At 73.4% G+C, this 18,682-nt stretch carries 14 protein-coding genes and 2 pseudogenes; 9 read left to right on the top strand and 7 right to left on the bottom strand.

Annotated features, from left to right (window positions below):
- Position 1: 1 nt before the first annotated feature.
- Positions 2–820 (top strand): annotated as a pseudogene (locus FIV44_RS33660) (methyltransferase domain-containing protein); the annotation flags it as partial.
- Positions 821–1,098: 278 nt separating this feature from the next.
- Here the strand turns inward: FIV44_RS33660 and gmd are convergent.
- Positions 1,099–2,094, bottom strand: coding sequence for a GDP-mannose 4,6-dehydratase (gmd, locus tag FIV44_RS20810; RefSeq protein WP_141006112.1), 996 nt, complete (start codon positions 2,092–2,094; stop codon positions 1,099–1,101).
- 24 nt (positions 2,095–2,118) lie between these two features.
- Between gmd and FIV44_RS20805 the strand changes: the two genes are divergently transcribed.
- Both FIV44_RS20805 and FIV44_RS20800 read left to right on the top strand, forming a co-directional pair.
- Positions 2,119–3,174 (top strand): glycosyltransferase, encoded by a 1,056-nt coding sequence (locus tag FIV44_RS20805; protein WP_141006111.1) that lies wholly within the window; start codon positions 2,119–2,121, stop codon positions 3,172–3,174.
- A 70-nt stretch (positions 3,175–3,244) separates the two neighbouring features.
- On the top strand, positions 3,245–4,135 hold the full coding sequence (locus FIV44_RS20800) for a class I SAM-dependent methyltransferase (RefSeq protein ID WP_141006110.1): 891 nt from the start codon (positions 3,245–3,247) through the stop codon (positions 4,133–4,135).
- A 12-nt stretch (positions 4,136–4,147) separates the two neighbouring features.
- On the opposite strand, the gene FIV44_RS20795 is transcribed toward FIV44_RS20800, so the two are convergent.
- A complete protein-coding gene (locus FIV44_RS20795; protein ID WP_181410732.1) occupies positions 4,148–5,131 on the bottom strand; it encodes a GDP-mannose 4,6-dehydratase in 984 nt (327 codons plus the stop codon).
- Positions 5,132–5,271: 140 nt separating this feature from the next.
- On the opposite strand from FIV44_RS20795, the gene FIV44_RS20790 reads away from it, so the two are divergent.
- The 3 genes from FIV44_RS20790 to FIV44_RS20780 all read left to right on the top strand — a co-directional run bounded on the left by FIV44_RS20790 (position 5,272) and on the right by FIV44_RS20780 (position 8,305).
- The gene (locus FIV44_RS20790; protein WP_141006108.1) at positions 5,272–6,255 is read left to right on the top strand and encodes an NAD-dependent epimerase/dehydratase family protein; all 984 of its coding nucleotides are present in this window, start codon (positions 5,272–5,274) and stop codon (positions 6,253–6,255) included.
- 16 nt (positions 6,256–6,271) lie between these two features.
- Positions 6,272–7,507 (top strand): glycosyltransferase family 4 protein, encoded by a 1,236-nt coding sequence (locus FIV44_RS20785; RefSeq protein WP_141006107.1) that lies wholly within the window; start codon positions 6,272–6,274, stop codon positions 7,505–7,507.
- A gap of 90 nt (positions 7,508–7,597) precedes the next feature.
- Positions 7,598–8,305, top strand: coding sequence for a sugar transferase (locus FIV44_RS20780; RefSeq protein WP_141006106.1), 708 nt, complete (start codon positions 7,598–7,600; stop codon positions 8,303–8,305).
- A 95-nt stretch (positions 8,306–8,400) separates the two neighbouring features.
- Here the strand turns inward: FIV44_RS20780 and FIV44_RS20775 are convergent, their stop codons facing one another.
- From FIV44_RS20775 to FIV44_RS20760, 4 genes are all read right to left on the bottom strand, one after another.
- Positions 8,401–9,114, bottom strand: coding sequence for a TylF/MycF/NovP-related O-methyltransferase (locus FIV44_RS20775; RefSeq protein WP_141006105.1), 714 nt, complete (start codon positions 9,112–9,114; stop codon positions 8,401–8,403).
- 38 nt (positions 9,115–9,152) lie between these two features.
- Positions 9,153–9,902: an FkbM family methyltransferase gene (locus tag FIV44_RS20770; RefSeq protein ID WP_141006104.1), complete on the bottom strand. Its 750-nt coding sequence runs from the start codon at positions 9,900–9,902 to the stop codon at positions 9,153–9,155.
- Positions 9,899–11,272 (bottom strand): O-antigen ligase family protein, encoded by a 1,374-nt coding sequence (locus FIV44_RS20765; RefSeq protein ID WP_141006103.1) that lies wholly within the window; start codon positions 11,270–11,272, stop codon positions 9,899–9,901. The genes FIV44_RS20770 and FIV44_RS20765 overlap by 4 nt, the downstream gene beginning before the upstream one ends.
- An 83-nt stretch (positions 11,273–11,355) precedes the next feature.
- On the bottom strand, positions 11,356–11,631 hold the full coding sequence (locus FIV44_RS20760) for a MoaD/ThiS family protein (protein ID WP_246086523.1): 276 nt from the start codon (positions 11,629–11,631) through the stop codon (positions 11,356–11,358).
- 130 nt (positions 11,632–11,761) lie between these two features.
- On the opposite strand from FIV44_RS20760, the pseudogene FIV44_RS20755 reads away from it, so the two are divergent.
- Positions 11,762–12,495: pseudogene (locus tag FIV44_RS20755) on the top strand (winged helix-turn-helix transcriptional regulator).
- 13 nt (positions 12,496–12,508) lie between these two features.
- On the opposite strand, the gene FIV44_RS20750 reads toward FIV44_RS20755, so the two are convergent.
- Entirely contained in the window at positions 12,509–14,065 is a 1,557-nt protein-coding gene (locus FIV44_RS20750; protein ID WP_141006101.1) for an FMN-binding glutamate synthase family protein, read from the bottom strand.
- 70 nt (positions 14,066–14,135) lie between these two features.
- Between FIV44_RS20750 and mshD the strand changes: the two genes are divergently transcribed.
- Positions 14,136–15,017: a mycothiol synthase gene (mshD, locus tag FIV44_RS20745; protein WP_141006100.1), complete on the top strand. Its 882-nt coding sequence runs from the start codon at positions 14,136–14,138 to the stop codon at positions 15,015–15,017.
- 11 nt (positions 15,018–15,028) lie between these two features.
- On the top strand, positions 15,029–18,682 hold the full coding sequence (locus FIV44_RS30745; protein WP_181410731.1) for a hypothetical protein: 3,654 nt from the start codon (positions 15,029–15,031) through the stop codon (positions 18,680–18,682).

The following is an 18,682-nucleotide window of genomic DNA, read 5'->3' as shown; positions in this document are numbered from 1 at the left end:
GATGTGCGTCATGTCGGGCTCCACCGCAAATGCGACGACGAGCGCCGCCCTCGACGCGGCCCGTGACTACTACTCCCGCGAGATCGCCCAGGGGGTGGACCGGTTCCTCCTCGAGGCCCGTACGACGTGCCCGTGGTGCGGCGGCGAACGGCTGAGGCACCGCACCACCACGCGCGACCTGCGGCAGTTCAAGCCGGGCCGGTTCCGCCTCGACGAGTGCCGCTCGTGCGGCCACGTCTTCCAGAACCCGGCGCTGAGCGACGAGGGCCTGTCGTTCTACTACCGCGACACGTACGACGGCCTCAACGCCGAGCGCGCCGAGGCCAACCTGGGCTCGATGGGCGAGGTCTACCGCGGCCGCGCGTCGACGGTCCGCGACCACCGCCCGGACCAGCCGCGGCGCTGGCTCGACGTCGGCACGGCGTCCGCGCACTTCCCGGCCGCGGCGGCGCAGCTGTTCCCGTCGACGGTGTTCGACGGCCTCGACATGTCCGAGGGCGTGCTGGCGGGTCACCGGGCGGGCCGGATCGCGACGGCGTACCAGGGGCAGCTCCCGGAGCTCGCTCCGCAGCTGGCCGGGCAGTACGACCAGGTCAGCATGTTCCACTACCTGGAGCACACCCGCGACCCGCTGGCGGACCTCGACGCGGTCGCGACGGTGCTGGCCGACGACGGCTGGGTGCTCATCGAGCAGCCCGACCCGCAGGCCCGCTCGGCCCGCCTGTTCGGCTCCTGGTGGGCCGGCTGGAACCAGCCCGAGCACCTGCACATGGTGACCCTGCCGAACCTGACGAAGGCTCTGGAGGAGCGCGGCTTCGAGGTCGTCGAGGTCGTGCACCGCGAGGCGCACATCCCGCTCGAGGCGTTCATCGTGCTCGCCACCGTCCTCAACCGGATCGCCCCGGCGAGGAGGTCCCGTGGCGCGACGGCCGTCCGCCCCGGTTCGCCCGGGCGCGCCGCCTGCTCGGCAAGCTGGCCGCCGCGCCGTTCGTCCCGCTCGCGCGGTTCGTCGACAAGGTCGTGCTGCCGCGGATGCTGCGCAGCTACCACGCCTACCGGGTGCTCGCCCGCAAGCGGCCCGTCCCGTAGCGAGCAGCGTCAGTCGCCGAGCTCCCGCTTGTGCCGGACCAGCCGGCCGAGGTGCTCGACGTCGGCGTCGACCATCAGCTCGGCCAGGCCCCTGGCCTGCGTCTGGGCGCGCCAGCCGAGCACGTCCTGTGCCTTGGACGCGTCGCCGATGAGGGCGTCGACCTCGGTCGGGCGCTCGTAGGCCTTGTCGTAGCGGACGTGGTCCTCCCAGTCCAGGCCGGCGTGGGCGAAGGCGTACTGGCAGAACTCGCGGACGGTGGTGCCGATGCCGGTGGCCAGGACGTAGTCCTGCGGCTCGTCGTGCTGCAGCATCCGCCACATGCCCTCGACGTACTCGGGCGCGAAGCCCCAGTCGCGCACGGCCTCGAGGTTGCCGAGGTCGAGGTGGTCGGTGAGCCCGAGCTTGATCGAGGCGACGCCCAGGGTGATCTTCCGGGTCACGAAGCTCTCGCCGCGGCGTGGCGACTCGTGGTTGAAGAGGATCCCGGAGACGGCGAACAGGTCGTAGGCCTCGCGGTAGTTGACGGTCACCCAGTGGGAGTAGAGCTTCGCCGCGCCGTACGGCGAGCGCGGGTAGAACACGGTCGACTCGTTCTGCGGCGGCGGGGTCGCGCCGAACATCTCGGACGTGGAGGCCTGGTAGAACCGGCAGTCGAGCTTCGCGGCACGGATCGCCTCGAGCAGCCGCAGGGTGCCGACGGCGTCGGTCGACGCGGTGTACTCCGGGAGCTCGAAGGAGACCTTGACGTGGCTCTGCGCGCCGAGGTTGTAGACCTCGTGCGGCTCGATGTCGCGGAGCTGGTTGCTCAGGCTCACGCCGTCGGTGAGGTCACCGTAGTGCAGGTGGAGCCCCGCGGTGCCGTGCAGATGGTCGATCCGGCTGCGGTTGAGCGTCGACGACCGGCGGACCAGGCCGTGGACCTCGTAGCCCTTCGCGAGGAGGAGCTCGGCGAGGTAGGAGCCGTCCTGGCCGGTGATCCCGGTGATGAGTGCGCGCTTGGTCACGGGGGCACAGTATCGTCGCGCCTCGTGCATCTGGTCGTAGATTCCGTCGTCGTCCGCACCGGAAGCGTGACGATCGTGATGGAGCACCTCGTCCGCGCCTGGGCGCAGTCCTTCCCGGACGACCGGATCTCGGTGCTCTTCGGCCCCGAGGGCCGAACCTTCCCGCTCCCCGAGGGCGTCCGGGCCGAGGTCCTCGACCAGCCGGGCGGCCCCCTGGGCGGCCTGTGGCTGCGCTCGGTGGCGGTACGACGCGCGGCCAGCCGCCTGGGTGGGGACGCCGTGCTCGCGGCGGTGCCGGCCAGCGGCCTGCTGGGGTCGCGCAGCCCCCGCGGCGTGATCCTCTACGACCTGCGCTTCGAGCTGCGCCCCGAGCAGTTCAGCCGCAGGACCAGGATCGCCCGCAAGGTGTCGTGGCTGTGGAGCCTGCGCCTGGCCGACCGGATCTTCACCATCTCCGACCGGACCCTGCACGACCTGGCCGACCTGCACCCGTCGCTGTCCGGACGCGCCGAGACGGCGGCCCTCGGCTCCGACCACGCGCTCGCCTGGCCGCAGCCGGACGCCCCGGACCCCGAGCACCCCTACGCCATCGCGTTCGGCCACTACGGCAACAAGAACGCCAACGCCGTGATCGACGGCTGGGCGCGGTTCTGCGCCGACCACTCCGCCCAGGCCGACGGCTGGCGACTGCGCCTGGTCGGCATGGGCGCCAGCGACCGGGCCGCCGCCGAGGAGCAGGTACGACGGCTGGGGATCGGCGACCGGGTGGAGCTGATGCCGTGGCTGGACGACGAGGCGTTCGCCCGCGCCTTCGCCGGGGCGGGGCTGGTCGTCTTCCCCTCCGACTTCGAGGGCTTCGGCCTCCCCGCCGCCGAGGCGATCCGGCTCGGCATACCGGCGGTCGTGTCCACCGACCCCGCGCTCGCCGAGGTGACCGGCGGGCACGCCGTCACGGCCGCCTCGACCACGCCGGCCGACCTCGCCGAGGCGTTCGGCGCGGCGCTGGCGCTGTCCCCGAGCAGCTCGCGGCGGGCCGGGCGTTCGCGGAGGCGTTCACCTGGCGTCGTACCGCCGAGGTGATCCGGACCGGTCTCTCCTGACCGCCGCACGCCCTACCCTTGCCCCGACCACCCCAGCCCCGGAGGACCCGATGCCCGCTTGCCCGGCCTGCGCCGGTACCCGTGTCCGCACCGGCCCCGCCTCCGGCGCCACCGGACGGCAGATCACCGCGTGCCGCGACTGCGGGGTCCACTACTGGGCCGACCACGAGGCGGCCGAGCGGCAGGAGGCGATCGAGCTCCAGACCGAGCTGACCGCCGAGGGCTACAGCGACTGGGTCGACATCAAGCGCGAGCAGGCCGGCCCCGAGGCCTGGCGCGAGGCGATCTCCTGGATCCGCGGCGCCCTGCCCCGCACGGCCGACGCCCCTGTGATCTACGACGTCGGCGCGGGCGACGGCCACTTCCTGAGCCTGGCCCGCGACGAGGGCGGCTTCGCCGTCACCGGCAACGAGATCGCCAAGGGCGCCGTCGAGCTCGCCAAGGAGCGGTACGACGTCGACCTGGACCTCGGCGTCCTGGAGGACCTCGGCCACGTCGAGGACGTCGACGCCGCCACGCTGTGGTGCGTCCTGGCCCACGTGCCCGACGGCGACCAGCTGCTGACGGAGGTGCGCACGATGCTGCGGCCGGGCGGCGTGCTCTTCCTGCAGACGCCCCACTGGACCGCGGCCGACGAGGCGGCGCTGCGCGTCAAGAACCTCACCGGTGGCCGGGTCGCCAAGGTCCCGGACCGCCGGATCGCCCAGCACCACTGGATCCTGCACACCCGGCGCAGCATCACCGCGCAGCTGCACCGGCTCGGCTTCGTCGACGTCGTCGCCGAGCCCAGGCTGCGCTACACGCTGACCTCGCGCGCCTACTTCGCGTCGATGAACCCGCCGCAGTGGACCATCGGCCCCGCCTCGTGGCTGCTCGACAAGGCGGTCGCGAGCCGGCTGGCGCCGCGGATCGTGTTGGACGTCCGGGCCCGCAAGGGCTGAGCTCGTTCTGAGTCAGGCGACGATCCCGGCGGGCGTCAGGTAGCCGACCGACTCCGGTACGCCGCTGCGCAGCCGCTCGAGGTCGACCGCCACCATGTGCTCGACCAGTGCGTCGAAGCCGACCAGCGCCCGCCAGCCCAGCGCGGCCGCCGCCGGCTCGGGGTCCGCGACGAACGCCGTCGTGTCCGAGGGTCGGAGCAGTGCGGGATCCTGCACGACCCGGTCGCCGGGAGCCCCCAGCCCGGCCGCGGCGAACGCCCGCTCCAGCAGGTCCTGCAGGGTGTGCGCCCGGCCGGTGCCGATCGGCAGGTCGAGCGGGACGTCGTGGGCGAGCTGGAGCCGCATCGCCTCGACGTACTCGCCGGCGAAGCCCCAGTCGCGTCGGACGTCGAGGTTGCCGAGGCTGAGCGTCTCCCGGCGCCCGAGCGCGATCTCGGCCGCGCCCCGGGTGATCTTCCGGGTGACGAACCGCGTCGACCGCAGCGGGCTCTCGTGGTTGTGCAGCACCCCGCACACCGCGAACAGGTCGTGGTCGGCCCGGGCCCGCCGGACCACCTCGTCGGCGGCGGCCTTGGCCCGGGCGTAGGGGCTGTCGGCGGCGCCGCCGTGCGCCTCGGCGGAGGAGGCCTGGAACAGCCGGGCGTCCCGGCCGCGCTCGGCCCGCAGCCGCAGCAGCGCGGCGACGAGGTGCTCGACGGGCGCCGCATTGGTCGCCGCCGTCCGCTCCGGCTCCTCCCAGCTGCGCCCGACCGAGCTGAGCGCGGCGAGGTTGTAGACCTCGTCCGGCGCGACCGCGGCGACCAGCGCCTCGAGCGCCGCCCCGTCCCGTACGTCGAGCGGGTGCAGGTCGACGCCGTCGAGGTAGCCGAGGCGGGGGTCGTCGGCGGCGAAGCCGGGGGCGACGGTCCCCACGACGGCGGTCCCGGCGCCGCGGAGCGAGCGCGCGAGGTAGATCCCGTCCTGCCCCGCGACACCGGTGACGAGGGCGGTACGCACGCCGCCACTGTACTGACCGGGCCGGCGATCACCCGTTTCCAGCTTCGTCCTGGGAATGGGGGACGAACACCCGTGACGCACCCGGCGACGTCTCGTTGGTCAGGCAACGCTGGGGGGCGGAACGACGATGAGGAGTGCGCATGAACTCGGGCCCAGTTGATGTTCTCGTTGCCGGTGGTGGCGGTTTCATCGGAGGTCACCTCGTCGCCGATCTCCTTGCCCAGGGCAAGACGGTCCGGTCGGTGGACGTCAAGCCGCTCGACGAGTGGTACCAGGTGCACCCGGACGCCCAGAACGGCGTCGCGGACCTGTCCCTGCTCGAGCACGCGGAGGACGCCACGAAGGGCGCCCGCGAGGTCTACATGCTGGCCGCCGACATGGGCGGCATGGGCTTCATCGAGAACAACAAGGCGCTGTGCATGCTGACGGTGCTGACCAGCACCCACATGCTCCAGGCGGCGGACAAGTACGACGTCGAGCGCTACTTCTACTCCTCCTCGGCCTGCGTCTACGCGGCCGACAAGCAGACCGACACCTCGGTCACGGCGCTCAAGGAGTCCGACGCCTACCCGGCGATGCCGGAGGACGGCTACGGCTGGGAGAAGCTCTTCACCGAGCGGATGGCCCGCCACTTCCGGGAGGACTTCGGCCTGACCACGCGGGTGGCGCGCTACCACAACGTCTACGGCCCGGAGGGCACCTGGACGGGCGGCCGTGAGAAGGCGCCGGCGGCGGTGTGCCGCAAGATCGCGGAGGCGGTCATCTCCGGCAGGCACGAGCTCGAGATCTGGGGCGACGGCGAGCAGACCCGGTCGTTCATGTACATCGACGACTGCGTCAAGGGCTCGCAGATGATCCTGGCCAGCGACCTGGAGGACCCGATCAACCTGGGCTCCGCCGAGCTGGTGTCGATCAACCAGCTCTACTCGATCGTCGAGGAGATCGCCGGCATCAAGTGCGAGCGGAAGTACGACCTCTCCGCGCCGCAGGGCGTGCGGGGCCGCAACTCCGACAACACGATGATCAACGAGGTCTTCGGCTGGGAGCCGTCGATCAGCCTCGCCGACGGGCTCGCCAAGACCTACGCCTGGGTCTACGACCAGGTCAAGCGCGCGCAGGGCTGAGACGGGACCCGGCACGGTGCGCATCCTCGTCCACGACCACAGCGGCCACCCGTTCCAGGCCGAGCTCAGCCGCGACCTGGCACGGCGGGGGCACGACGTGACGCACTCCTACGTCGAGGGCTACGTCTGCGGCAAGGGACGCCTCGCCGCGAACCCGGGCGAGCGGATCACCTTCGAGGCCATCGGGGGCGCGAAGCCGGTCGACAACCAGCGGCTGGCGCAGCGGCTGCTGCGCGAGGTCCGCCGCGGCGTCGAGCTGGTGCGCCACGTCCGCCGCGTGGACGCCGACATCGTGATGCTCTCGAACGTGCAGATCCCGACGCTGGTGATCTTCGCGTTCGTGATGGCCGTGCTCCGCCGGCCGTGGGTGCTGTGGCACCAGGACGTGTACGCCGTCGCGGTGCGCTCGTTCACCGGCAGCAAGCTGCCGAGGCGGTTCGCCTTCGTGGCGTGGGCGTTCGAGGTCGCCGAGCGCTGGTGCTCGCGGCGGGCGTCCGCGATCGTGGTGATCGCGCCGTCCTTCGTGCCGGTCCACGAGGAGTGGGGTACGGCGGACAAGGTCACGGTCATCCCGAACTGGGCGCCGCTCGACGAGATCGTGCCGACCCCCCGCAAGAACGACTGGGCCGTCGAGCACGAGCTCGACGACGTCGCGACGCTGGTCTACTCCGGCACCCTCGGCCTCAAGCACAACCCGGCCCTGCTCGTCCGCCTGGCGCGGGCAGTGCACGACGCCGGGAAGCCGGTGCGGCTGGTGGTCGTCAACGAGGGGCCCGCGGTCGAGGTGCTCCGGGACGAGGCCGACAGACTCGACGTACCCGTCACGCTGCTGCCGTTCCAGCCCTACGACCGGCTGCCGGAGGTCCTCGGCAGCGGCGACGTGCTCGTCGTGCTGCTGGAGCAGGAGGCGGGCGCCTTCTCGGTGCCGTCGAAGACGCTGTCCTATCTGTGCGCCGGACGGCCGGTGCTGGGCCTGATGCCGGGCGAGAACCTCGCCTCGGCGCTGGTGACGAAGGCCGGCGGACTGGTGCTGCCGCCGGCCGACGGCTCGCTCGCCGACGCCGCGGCCTGGATCAGCCGCGTCCTGGACGACGCCGAGCTGCGCGCCGAGCTCGGCGAGGCGTCTCGCGACCTGGCCGAGCAGGAGTTCGCCCTCGAGGGCTGCGCGACCCGCTTCGAGCGGCTGCTGGCCGACCAGGCCGGGGTGGTGCTGAGGGTGGGTGATCGGCGATCCCTCACAAAGTTCGCGTGAGACACGTATCTCCTCGGCCACTCGGTCGTTGAGAGGTTCGCGGGATCGCCTCACCCGCATTCGGGGACACATTTCTGGTGGAGGTTACGGGTGAAGAAGCGCGCGTTCGACGTCGTCGTCATCTGCGCGGCCGCCGTGGTGTGGGTGCCTGTCGTGGCCCTCTCCGCGCTCGCCGTGCTGGTGCTCTCCGGTCGACCGATCTTCTACAGGTCGCGGCGCTGGGTGGGGCCCGGCACCGCCATCGAGATGGTGAAGCTGCGGGTGATGGTGCCCGACGCCAACAAGGTGGTCGCCCCGGTCGAGGCCGGTCGCTTCCTCAACACGCCGCCGGACTCGCCGCTCTACACGCCGATCGGGCGACTGCTGGACCGGCTGGGGCTCAACGAGATCCCGCAGTTCGTCCACGTCCTGCGCGGTGAGATGAGCATCGTGGGCGCCCGGCCGCTCACCCAGGTCGTCCGCGACGCCCTGAGCGAGCAGCACGGCGACATCGACTCCCGCTGGGTCACGCCGGCCGGCCTGACCGGTCTCCCCCAGCTGATCGGCCGCCACGGCATCGACGACCACCAGCGCCTGGCCCTGGAGTCGGCGTACTCCCTGCGCACGGCGACCGCCCCCAGCCTCCGCCTGGACTTCATGATCCTGTTCCACACGGTGCTGATCACCTTCGGCCTTCGCAAGCCGATGAGCTACGAGAAGGCCATGCGTCTCGCCGAGCCGCGCCCTCGCCGGCTGCACGCGCCCGAGCTCGCCACCCAGCGGTACGCCGCCCCGGCGGCCGAGGCCGACGTCGCCTGAGCCTGCGGCACCCGACCTGCGCAGAGAGCCCCGGACCGAGCGGTCCGGGGCTCTCTGTGTCTCCGTCTCCGTGTCGCGGTCCGCGTCCCGTGCGCTCAGCGCATCCGGATGGCGAGGTGACCGAAGTAGTGCCAGGCCGAGGCGAGCACGTCGTACTCGCGCATGTAGGCCGAGCAGTAGTTGTCGAGCGCCTGGAACTCGTTGAGCACCGAGGAGAACTCGTCGAAGACCACGATCGTGCCCGGCACCAGCAGCGCGTCGAGCCGGGTGAGGACGTAGAGCGCCGAGGAGTAGAGGTCGGAGTCCACGTGGACGACCAGCTGGCCGCGGGGCTCGAACTTCTCCAGGAACGGGTCCACCGTCCTCTGGAACCAGCCCGGCACGAACGAGACCCGGTCGTCGTCGATGTCGGGCAGCGCGCCGTCGACGTCGAAGTGCGCCTTGACCATCTGGCCGTCGAAGCGCTTCCAGTCCTCGGGCAGGCCCTCGAAGGAGTCGAAGCCGTAGAACCGGGACTCGGGGTTCTGGTTCAGCCCGGCCCAGTGCCGGATCGAGTCGCCCTGGAAGACGCCGAACTCCAGGTAGTCGATCGCCGCCTCGCCGATCAGCTGCGCGTGGACGTGGTCGTACATCTCCGTGCGCTCGGCGAAGGCGGGGGTGCCGTCCGGGACGTGCTCGCGGCGCCAGGTCTCGATCTTCGGGAGGTTGACCAGGGTGTCGAGGCGACGGCTGTCGACGCCGACCTTCGCGATCGCGACCTTGGACCTGATCCGGAAGCTGGCCAGAGCGCCCTGGAGGGAACGTGCCACGGGGTGTCTCCTGTCGGTGGGGGGAGCGGGGTGGGAGGTCAGCGGTCGCGGACCACGAGGACGTCGCACTGCAGCAGGCGCCCGGTCGGGTCGGAGAAGCCGGTCTCGAGGCTCTGCAGCCGGTAGCCGTGCTCGCGCAGGACGCCCACGGTCTGCTCGGCGAGCTGCTGGCCCTCGTAGAGCTCCACGAAGGACACCTCCAGCTGGAGGCCGTCGAAGCGGCCGACGAGATCGCCCGCGCCCGCCAGCACCTCGGCCTCGTAGCCCTGGGTGTCGATCTTCAGCAGGGTCCGGGCCGGGTCGACGGCGAACCGCTCGACCAGGTCGACGACCGTGGTGACCTCGACCCGCTCGACCGCGACGTACGCCGAGTCGGGCGCGCCGTCGAGGTGGGCCTGGGTCATGTCGAGGATCGAGGAGGAGTACGAGTTCGCGGCGACGTTGATGTCGGTCTCGCCGGGCGCGCGACCGACCGCGGCGTCGACGGTGTGCCAGTGCGGGTCCTTCGCGGCGCGGCGGGCGAGCTCGGCGTACGCGCCCGAGAGGGGCTCGCAGCTGACGATCCGGCCGGCGTACCCCGAGCGCCGCAGGCCGAGGGCGTACTGGCCGACGTTGGCGCCGACGTCGAGCACGGTGTCGATCCCGCGCGACTCCAGGGTGCGGGCGACCTGGCGGGTGAAGACGCCGCGGCTCACGTCGAGGTCGAGGCGGTGCAGGCCGCCGCGGACGGCGAGCTTGGCGCGCTCCCGCAGGCGGTTCCTCAGGCTCTGGTCGGGGCCGTTGCTCATCGGTGGGTCTCCGTCGCTGGGGTCGCGGGGATGGCGGGGCGGGGCTCGGCGGTGTCGGGTCCGTCGTCGCCGTCGTCGCGCTCGCGGCGCATGTTCATCGCGAGCAGGATGACCGGCGCCATCGGCACCCACAGGGTGCGGTCCTCCAGGCCGGGCACCGTCGGCGTGATCGCGATGAACGCCCAGGCGAGGTAGGCGATCCGGCGGTTCGGGTGGGTGCCGATGATCGGGCGCGCCATCACGAAGAGCACCATGAGGTAGCCGATCAGCCCGACCAGCCCGACGCTGGCCGCCACGGCGAGCACGACGTTGTGGACGTAGATCGCCTCGGCGAAGCCGTTCCCCACCACCGGGTGCTCGAGGAACATCTCGATGCCGAAGTTCTGGGCGTTGAGCCGGGCCTGGTCGGCGACCAGCGCATCGCCGGTGCCGGCGAGCCGGCTCAGCGCGGAGGTGTCGCCCGCGGAGTCGAGGAGCAGCGGCAGCGCCACGATCCCGATCGCCAGGGTCAGCGCCAGCACGAAGCCCTTCACGGCGGAGCGCTCGACGAACGGGACCATGATCACCAGGCCGGCGACCACCACCGCCGCCGCACGGCTGCCACTGGTCACCACCGAGAGCACGGCCGCGGCCGCGCAGCCGGCGACGAGCAGGCGGTACCAGACCGACTCGCCGCGCCGCCACAGGTACATCAGCGCGGCGAACGCCATCACGCCCGCCTCGCCGAACGCGTTCGGGTGGTGGGTCAGGCCGACGCTGCGCCCGGCGATCGAGTCGCCGATCGGCGAATACGCCACGCTGAGCGTGTGGCCGGCGACGTAGCCCCACAGCAGGAGGTCGACCGTGCGCCAGCCGGGCGCCCAGACCGCCAGCAGCCCCACCAGGCCGACCAGGACGACCAGCCACTGCACGAACTGCAGCGCGCTGATGACGGGGGCCGGCGAGAAGACCGTCGACAGGATGCCCGTGGTCAGGATCAGCAGGATGCCGATGACGTAGCCCAGCGGCAGCCGCACCGGCCGCCCGATCACGGTCGGCAGGAGCAGCACCACCGCGATCCCGAACAACAGGTCCGTCGGGGTGATGGGCGTGTCCGGGCTCGGCGCCAGGCCCTTGTACATGGGGGCGGTCGCGAAGGCGCCCAGCATCGCCAGCAGCGCGATCCGCTGCCGGCCCAGGATGGCCAGCGCCGCCACGAACCCGGCGAACCCGATCCCGACCGCCGCCATGACCGGCCCGCGGGCGGACGCCGCCGCGAGGACCATCGCCAGCAGCACCACGAAGACGGTGACCGCACGGCGCTCGACCACGCCCGTGCTGCCGTCGCCCCTCGCCGCCGTGGGCGGTCGCGCGGTGGTCTGGTTCGGCACTGCTCTCCTCGTCGGGTCCGCTGTCGTCGTACCGACAACGGCGGAACGGAGTCTAGGCGACGGCCGACTTCTCCCCGGGCCGCTCAGCCGCCCGCGAAGGGCGGCAGGAACTCCACCGTGTCCCCCGGCCGTACGACGACCGCCGCCGGGTCCTCCGAGGAGACCGGGCGCTCCCCGACCAGCACCGAGCAGACGCCCACGACGTCGGGCAGGCGGGTCCCGGGGTGACGGCCGACCACCTCGGCCCGCAGCTCGGCGAGGGTGACGGGGCCTGCGACGGCCACCTCCTCCTCCGCGATCCCGGCGGCCGCCCGGGCGGCCGCCCAGTACCGGACCCGGATGACCTGCGTCTCACTCACCTCGATGTCCTTCCCCGTTGCCTGCATGTTTCGGTATCGTCCCCCATCAGGAAACTGGCCGGGGCCCAGCGTTGCGTTTCGGTCTCGACACGGCGCCTGCGCAACCTGCGGGGCCGACGAGGAGGCCAGCGTGAGCACTCTCCTTCTTCTGACCAGCGCCCTGCAACCCTCCGCGGAGGTGCTGCCCGGCTTGGCGCTGCTCGGTCACCAGGTGCGCATCCTGCCCGCCGAGGGCAGCGCCCTGCTCGACGCGCCCGACTCGGACCTGCTGCTGGTCGACGGCCGGCAGGACCTGGCCGGCGCCCGCGACCTGTGCCGGCTGATCCGCACGACCGGCACCGACGTGCCCGTCGTCCTCATCGTGACCGAGGGCGGTCTCGCCGTCGTCCACCACGACTGGGGCATGGACGACGTCGTGCTGCACACCTGCGGCCCCGCCGAGCTCGAGGCCCGGATCCGGCTGGCCATCGGCCGGCTCACCGCGGCCCGCGACGCCGCCGACCCCGACGCCCACCTGATCCGCTCCGGCGAGGTCGTGGTCGACGAGGCGACGTACACCGCGAAGGTCGGCGGCCGCTCGCTCGACCTCACCTTCAAGGAGTTCGAGCTCCTCAAGTTCCTCGCCCAGCACCCCGGCCGGGTGTTCAGCCGCCAGCAGCTGCTGCAGGAGGTCTGGGGCTACGACTACTTCGGCGGCACCCGCACCGTCGACGTCCACGTACGCCGCCTGCGCGCCAAGCTCGGCCCGAGAACGAGACCCTGATCGGCACGGTCCGCAACGTCGGCTACCGGTTCGTGCTGCCGAGCAAGGACGCCGAGGCGGACGCCGCCGCGGTCGCCGAGCGGGACTCCCAGGACGCCTGACCTCGGCGGTCCCTCAGCGGTTCTCGGTGTCGGCGCCCTTCTCGTCGAACTTCTCCTGGGTGTGCATGAGGCGCACCACCTGCTCGGCGAGCTCCGGGCCGAGCTCGCCCCAGCCGTCCTTGTAGCCGTAGACCGACGCCAGCGACCGGGCGTCGTAGTCGCCGTTGAAGATGTCGACGTCCGCGCAGGTGATCAGCGACGGGTGCGCGACGCCGACGGCGGCCGAGACCCGGGTGAGCTCCTTGCGCAGGGTGCGCAGGTAGACCGCGCACCGCTCGGCCTTCGACACCGGGTCGAGCCCGCGGACCAGCCAGGGGTTCTGCGTCGCGACGCCCGTCGGGCAGTGGTCGGTGTGGCACTTCTGCGCCTGGATGCAGCCGATGGAGAGCATCGCCTCGCGGGCGACGTTGATGAGGTCGGCCCCGAGCGCGAAGGCGACGATCGCGTTGTCCGGCAGGCCGAGCTTGGCGGAGCCGACGAAGGTGACGTCGTCGGTCAGCCCCAGCTCGGCGAAGGTGCCGTACACCCGGGCGAAGCCCATCCGGTACGGCACGGCGACGGAGTCGGCGAACGTCAGCGGCGCCGCGCCCGTGCCGCCCTCCCCGCCGTCGACGGTGATGAAGTCGACGCCCCGGTCGCGGGGCGACATGAGCCGGGCGAGCTCCTCCCAGAAGCCCATCGCGCCCACGGCGGACTTGATCCCGACCGGCAGCCCGGTCTCGTCGGCCAGCATCTCGACGAAGTCGAGCATCGAGTCGACGTCGTGGAACGCGGTGTGCCGGGACGGCGACGCGCAGTCCTTGCCCTCCGGGATGCCGCGGATCCGGGCGATCTCCGGGGTGACCTTCGCCGCCGGCAGCAGCCCGCCCAGGCCGGGCTTCGCGCCCTGGCTGAGCTTGATCTCGAGCGCCCTGACCGGCGCCGAGGCGACCATCTCCTTCAGCCGCGGCAGCGAGAAGTCGCCGTTCGCGTCCCGGCAGCCGAAGTACGCCGTGCCGATCTGGACGACGAGGTCCGCGCCGTTGCGGTGGTACGGCGAGATCGAGCCCTCCCCCGTGTTGTGCAGGCAGCCCGCCTGCGCGGCGCCCTTGTTGAGCGCGGTGATCGCGTTGGAGGACAGCGACCCGAAGCTCATCGCGGAGACGTTGACGACCGAGCCGGGGCGGAACGCCCTGGCCCGGCCGCGTGGCCCGCCCAGCACCTTGGCGCTCGGCAGCGTCCAGTTGTGGTCCTGGTCGCTAGGCAGCTCGTCGGCGAAGGTGCGCTGCTTGATGAACGTCTGGCCCGGGGTGTGCTCGACATCGGCGTCCGTGCCGAACCCGAAGTAGTTGTTCTCGCCCTTGCTCGAGGCGTAGATCCAGCGCCGCTGGTCCCGGCTGAACGGGCGCTCCTCGTCGTTGCCGGTCACGATGTACTGCCGCAGCTCCGGACCGACCGTCTCGAGCCAGTAGCGGGCGTGCCCGATCACCGGGAAGTTCCGCTGCAGGGCGTGCCTCTTCTGGACCATGTCACGGGCGGCGACGGCCCCGAGCGCCGCGGCTGCAGCCCCGATGGCGTGGCTGAGCTTCATGAGGCAGTACTACCCCCGCCCCGCCGTCCCACGCAAAGGAGCCGCGCGGGCGGGCGATAGCGTGCGGCAGATGACCTCGGAGCTCGCCCTGCTCACCGGTACGCCGGCCCTCGACGCCATCGACCGGGTCCGGGACGCCGCCCGGGCCGAAGACGGGACCGATCCCGTCGACGAGGCGGTCGGCCTGCGGCTCAAGCACCACGGGCTCGACGGCATCGGCGCCTGGGTCGCCCGCGAGGGCTTCGCGCTGCGCCGGGGCACCGAGCTGGACCTCGCCGTCGCGCCCGCGGACCGGGGGCGGGGCCTGGGCGCCGCCCTGGGCGCGCTCGCCGTCGCCGAGCCGGGGCCGCTCACCGCGTGGTCGCACGGCGACCACCCCGCCGCCGCGGCGCTCGCCGGTCGCTGGGGCTTCGAGCGCACCCGGGAGCTGTGGGTGATGCGCCGGCCTGCCGTCGTACCGCTGCCGGGGGTGGAGCCGCCCGCCGGCGTCCGGATCCGCGACTACGGCACCGCCGACGCCGACGCCCTGCTGGCGGTCAACGCCGCGGCCTTCGCCCACCACCCCGAGCAGGGCGCGCTCGACGCGGCCGGCCTGGCCGAGCGGATGGCCGAGCCGTGGTTCGACCCCGCCGGGCTGCTGCTCGCCGTGGCCGAGGACGGCGAGCTCCTCGGCTTCCACTGGACCAAGCAGCACGACGCGTCCCTCGGCGAGGTGTACGTCGTCGGCGTCTCCCCCACCGCGCAGGGCCGCGGCCTCGGCCGGGTCCTCACGGTCGCGGGCCTGCAGCACCTCGCCGCCCGCGGCGTCGACGAGGTGCTGCTGTACGTCGAGTCCGACAACACGCCGGCCCTGCGGCTGTACGAGGATCTCGGCTTCCGGCACGCGGCCGCCGACACCCACGTGCAGTACCAGCGCCCGGAACTTGCGCGTAACTCCACGGTGGATGAGTAGATTTACCTCTCATGAGCTCTGTCACCGACGGCGAGCCGGGTCCCGAGGACTCCCGGTTCGCTGAGTCGCGTCCCGGACGCGGCCGGGGACGGAGGGGACGGCTGTGGCGGCGCCACGACGAGGACGTCCCGGCCGTCGGCGAGCTCGAGCCGGACGACGTCCAGGAGCTGCTGCGCCGCAGCAACACCTCGGTGCCGCGCGAGGACGACGCGGAGCCCGACTGGGGCGCGATGGTGGAGCCGGCCGATGACCGGGCCGCCGAGGAGGAGTCCGCCGAGGCCGCCGAGGCTCCCGGTGCCGACCGGTTCGGCCCCGGGCCGGCGACCGACTGGGCCAGCGTCATCGACCGCTCCCTGGGCCGGCCGCTCACCGAGATCGACCCGCAGGAGTTCGAGGCCACCCCGGCCGCCGCCGACGACGACCCCACGCTGCGGGGCAGCCTGACCGACCGGTTGGAGCGGATGCGCTCGGAGCCGGAGGCGGAGGCTGCCGACGAGCCGGTCGAGGAGGCTGTCGAGGAGCCGGTCGAGGAGCCGGTCGAGGAGCCTGCGGAGACCGGGGACTGGTCGGCGGTCATCGCCCGAGCGACCCGACGGCCGTTCGGGGAGACGCTCGGCGTGATCACGCCGGAGCACGTCCCCGACCCGCTGACCGATCCGCTCACGGCGGAGGCCTGGGAGGACGAGGACGCCGACGAGCCGGAGGGTGAGGCCGAGGCCGCGGTGGTGGCCGAGGAGACCGGACCGGAGACTGCGCCGGAGACCGAGCCGGAGACTGCGGTCGAGCCGAGCCTGCCGACCCAGCGCGTGAGCGACGAGGAGGCCGGCCAGCGGGTGATCGCGGCGGCCGTCGACGCCGGGTTCACCGAGCCGACGCCGGTCCCCCAGCCCAAGGGCCTGGCCCGGCTGCGGCGCCGTCCGGGCGCGAGCGCCGCGCCGAAGCCGCAGGCCCGGCCGCTGCCGGAGGTGGTCGAGCCCCCGCTGCTCGAGGAGCCGATCCCGGACATCGACCGGCCCACCGACGTACCCCGTCGCCCGGAGGAGGTCCTGGCCCACGCCCGGGCCGAGATCGAGGCCGAGCTGGTCGAGACGGTCGAGGCCGCCGACGGTGCGGAGGCCGACGAGGCGGCGGCGCCCGACAACGCCGAGGTGGTCGCCGCGCTCGCGGCCCGGCTGCGGCGCGACGCCGAGCTGGCCGCCGCCGAGCAGGCCGCCGAGCGGATCGCGGCGGAGGAGGCCGCGCGCCTCGCCACCGAGGCGCGCGCCGAGGCGGACCGGTTGGCCGGCGCCGCGGCGGCGGGCCGCGAGGAGGCGGAGCGCCACGCGATCGAGCAGGCCCAGCTCGCCGCCGAGGCGCACGCCGCCCGGGAGGCCGCCGAGGCCCGCGCCCGGGTGATGGCCGAGGCGGCGGCGGTCAGCGCCGCCGAGCACGCCGAGTTCGCCCGCCGCATGCTGGAGGAGCGCGAGGCCGCCGAGCGGACCTCCGCGGAGATCGCCCAGGCCCGCGCCCTCGCCGAGGAGGCCGCCCGCCAGCAGGCCGCCCTCGCCCAGGACGCCCACCGCGCGGCCGAGGCCGCCGAGGAGCGGGCCCGCCAGCTCGCCGAGCAGGCCGCCGCGAGCGCCGAGGAGCACGGCGCCCTGGCCCGCCAGGCCGTCGAGGAGCGCGCCGTCGCCGAGCAGGCCGCCGCCGACCACGCCCGCCTCGCCCAGGAGGCCCAGGAGTCCCGCCGGGCCGCCGAGCAGGCCGCTCTCGAGCAGGCCGAGCTGGCCCGGCTCGCCCTCGAGACCGCCGAGGCGGCCGAGAGGCGCGCCGAGGAGGCCGCCACCCGGGCCGAGCAGCAGGTCGCCATGCGGGTCGCCGCCGACGAGTCCGCCACCCACCAGGCCCGCCGCGCCGAGGAGGCCCACGAGGCCCGCCGCCTCGCCGAGGAGGCCGCCCGCCAGCAGCTCGAGCTCGCCACCGAGGCCCAGGCCGCCGCCACGTCGGCCCACGCCTCCGCCACCGCCCTCGCCGAGGAGAAGAAGGCCGCCACCGAGGCGCTCGCCCGGGCCGCCGAGTTCGCCACCGAGGCCACCCGCGCCCGTACCGAGGCCGAGGAGCGCGCCGCCGCCGCCCTCTCCGAGCTCGAGCAGGCCGCCGCCACCCACGCCGCCGCCGTCGAGGCGCTCCGCTCCGACCTCGTGCAGGCCGAGGAGCGCGCCCTCGAGCACGCCCGGGCCCGCGCCGAGGCCGAGGCCCGCGCCGCCGAGCTCGCCCGCGAACGCGAGCGCGCCCTCGCCGACGCCGCCGAGCTCGCCCAGCAGGTCGCCCAGATCCGCGCCCGGCTGGAGCCGTCGGACGACGTCGCCCCCGCGCCGGTCGAGCCGGTGGTCGAGGAGCCGGTGGTCGAGGAGCCGGTGGTCGAAGAGCCGGTGGTCGAAGAGCCGGTGGTCGAAGAGCCGGTGGTCGAAGAGCCGGTGGTCGAAGAGCCGGTGGTCGAAGAGCCGGTGGTCGAGGAACCCGCCGCCGAGGAACCGCTGGAGGTCGTGGCCTTCGTCGAGGCGCCGACTGAGCCCGAGCCTGTTGAGCCGGAACCGGAGCTTCTCGAGCCGGAGCCCGAGCTGCTGGTCGAGCCTGTGTTGCCGGTCGAGCCCGAGCCGGACCTCGCCGTCGAGCCCGAGCCGGAGCCTGAGCCGGAGCCCGAGCCGGAGCCCGAGCCGGAGCCCGAGCCGGAGCCCGAGCCGGAGCCCGAGCCGGAGCCCGAGCCGGAGCCCGAGCCGGAGCCCGAGCCGGCCATGCCGTCGGCCAGCGACCTCGCCGCCCAGATGGCCCAGATCCGCGCCCGGCTCGCCGGGGAGAGCGGGCCCGACCCGGTCGAGCCGGAGCCGGAGCCCGAGGACGAGCCGGCACCGCCGGCCATCACCGGCGCCCTCGGCCGGCACGCGGAGCGCACGCCCTCCCTGCTGGAGCAGTGGCGGGCCACGGCGAGTACCTCCGACGAGACCGACCGGATCGACGAGACCGAGGAGTTCCTCGACGACGTCGAGGCCCTCGACGTCGCCGCCGAGGACGCCGACGAGCCCGTCGCCGAGGACGAGCACATCCCCCAGGACGAGCCGGTGGCCGAGGAGCTGGCCGAGCCGGAGCCCGAGCCGGAGCCGGAGCCCGTGACCCTCGTGCAGCCGGTCGTCGACGAGCCCGAGACACCCGCCGAGCCCATCGAGCCCGCCGCGACCGCCGCCGTCCCCACCGTCAAGCGGGTCCCGTTCCACGCCAAGCGCGGCAGCGACAGCCTCGCCCCGCTGGCGATCCTGGGCGCGCTGGGCCTGGCGGCGATGGTCGGCCGGATGGCGATCAAGGGCACCCTGTGGGACGACATCGCGTTCAGCGCGACGCTCACGGCGGTGGCGGCGGTCCTACTCGGCTACGCGCTCAAGGCCAGCAACTCCTCGCGCAGCGTCAGCATCGACGAGACCGGCGTCCTCAAGGTCACCGTGGGCGACACCAACAGCACGTTCGACCTGACCAGCCCGAACACCAAGATCGAGCAGACGGGTACGCCGGGCCAGCGCTCCTGGCGCGTCCTCATCCTCCGGCGCAGCATGTCGCCGGTGGTGATCGACGCCCGCATGGTCGACGCCCCCACCTTCCTGGAAGCGCTGCGGCAGTGGCGAGCGGACCTCTAG

Source organism: Nocardioides humi, from assembly GCF_006494775.1.
GTDB classification, from domain to species: Bacteria; Actinomycetota; Actinomycetes; order Propionibacteriales; family Nocardioidaceae; genus Nocardioides; species Nocardioides humi.
Note: the sequence above shows the minus strand (reverse complement) of the source record. Positions and strands in the feature narration are given on the sequence as shown.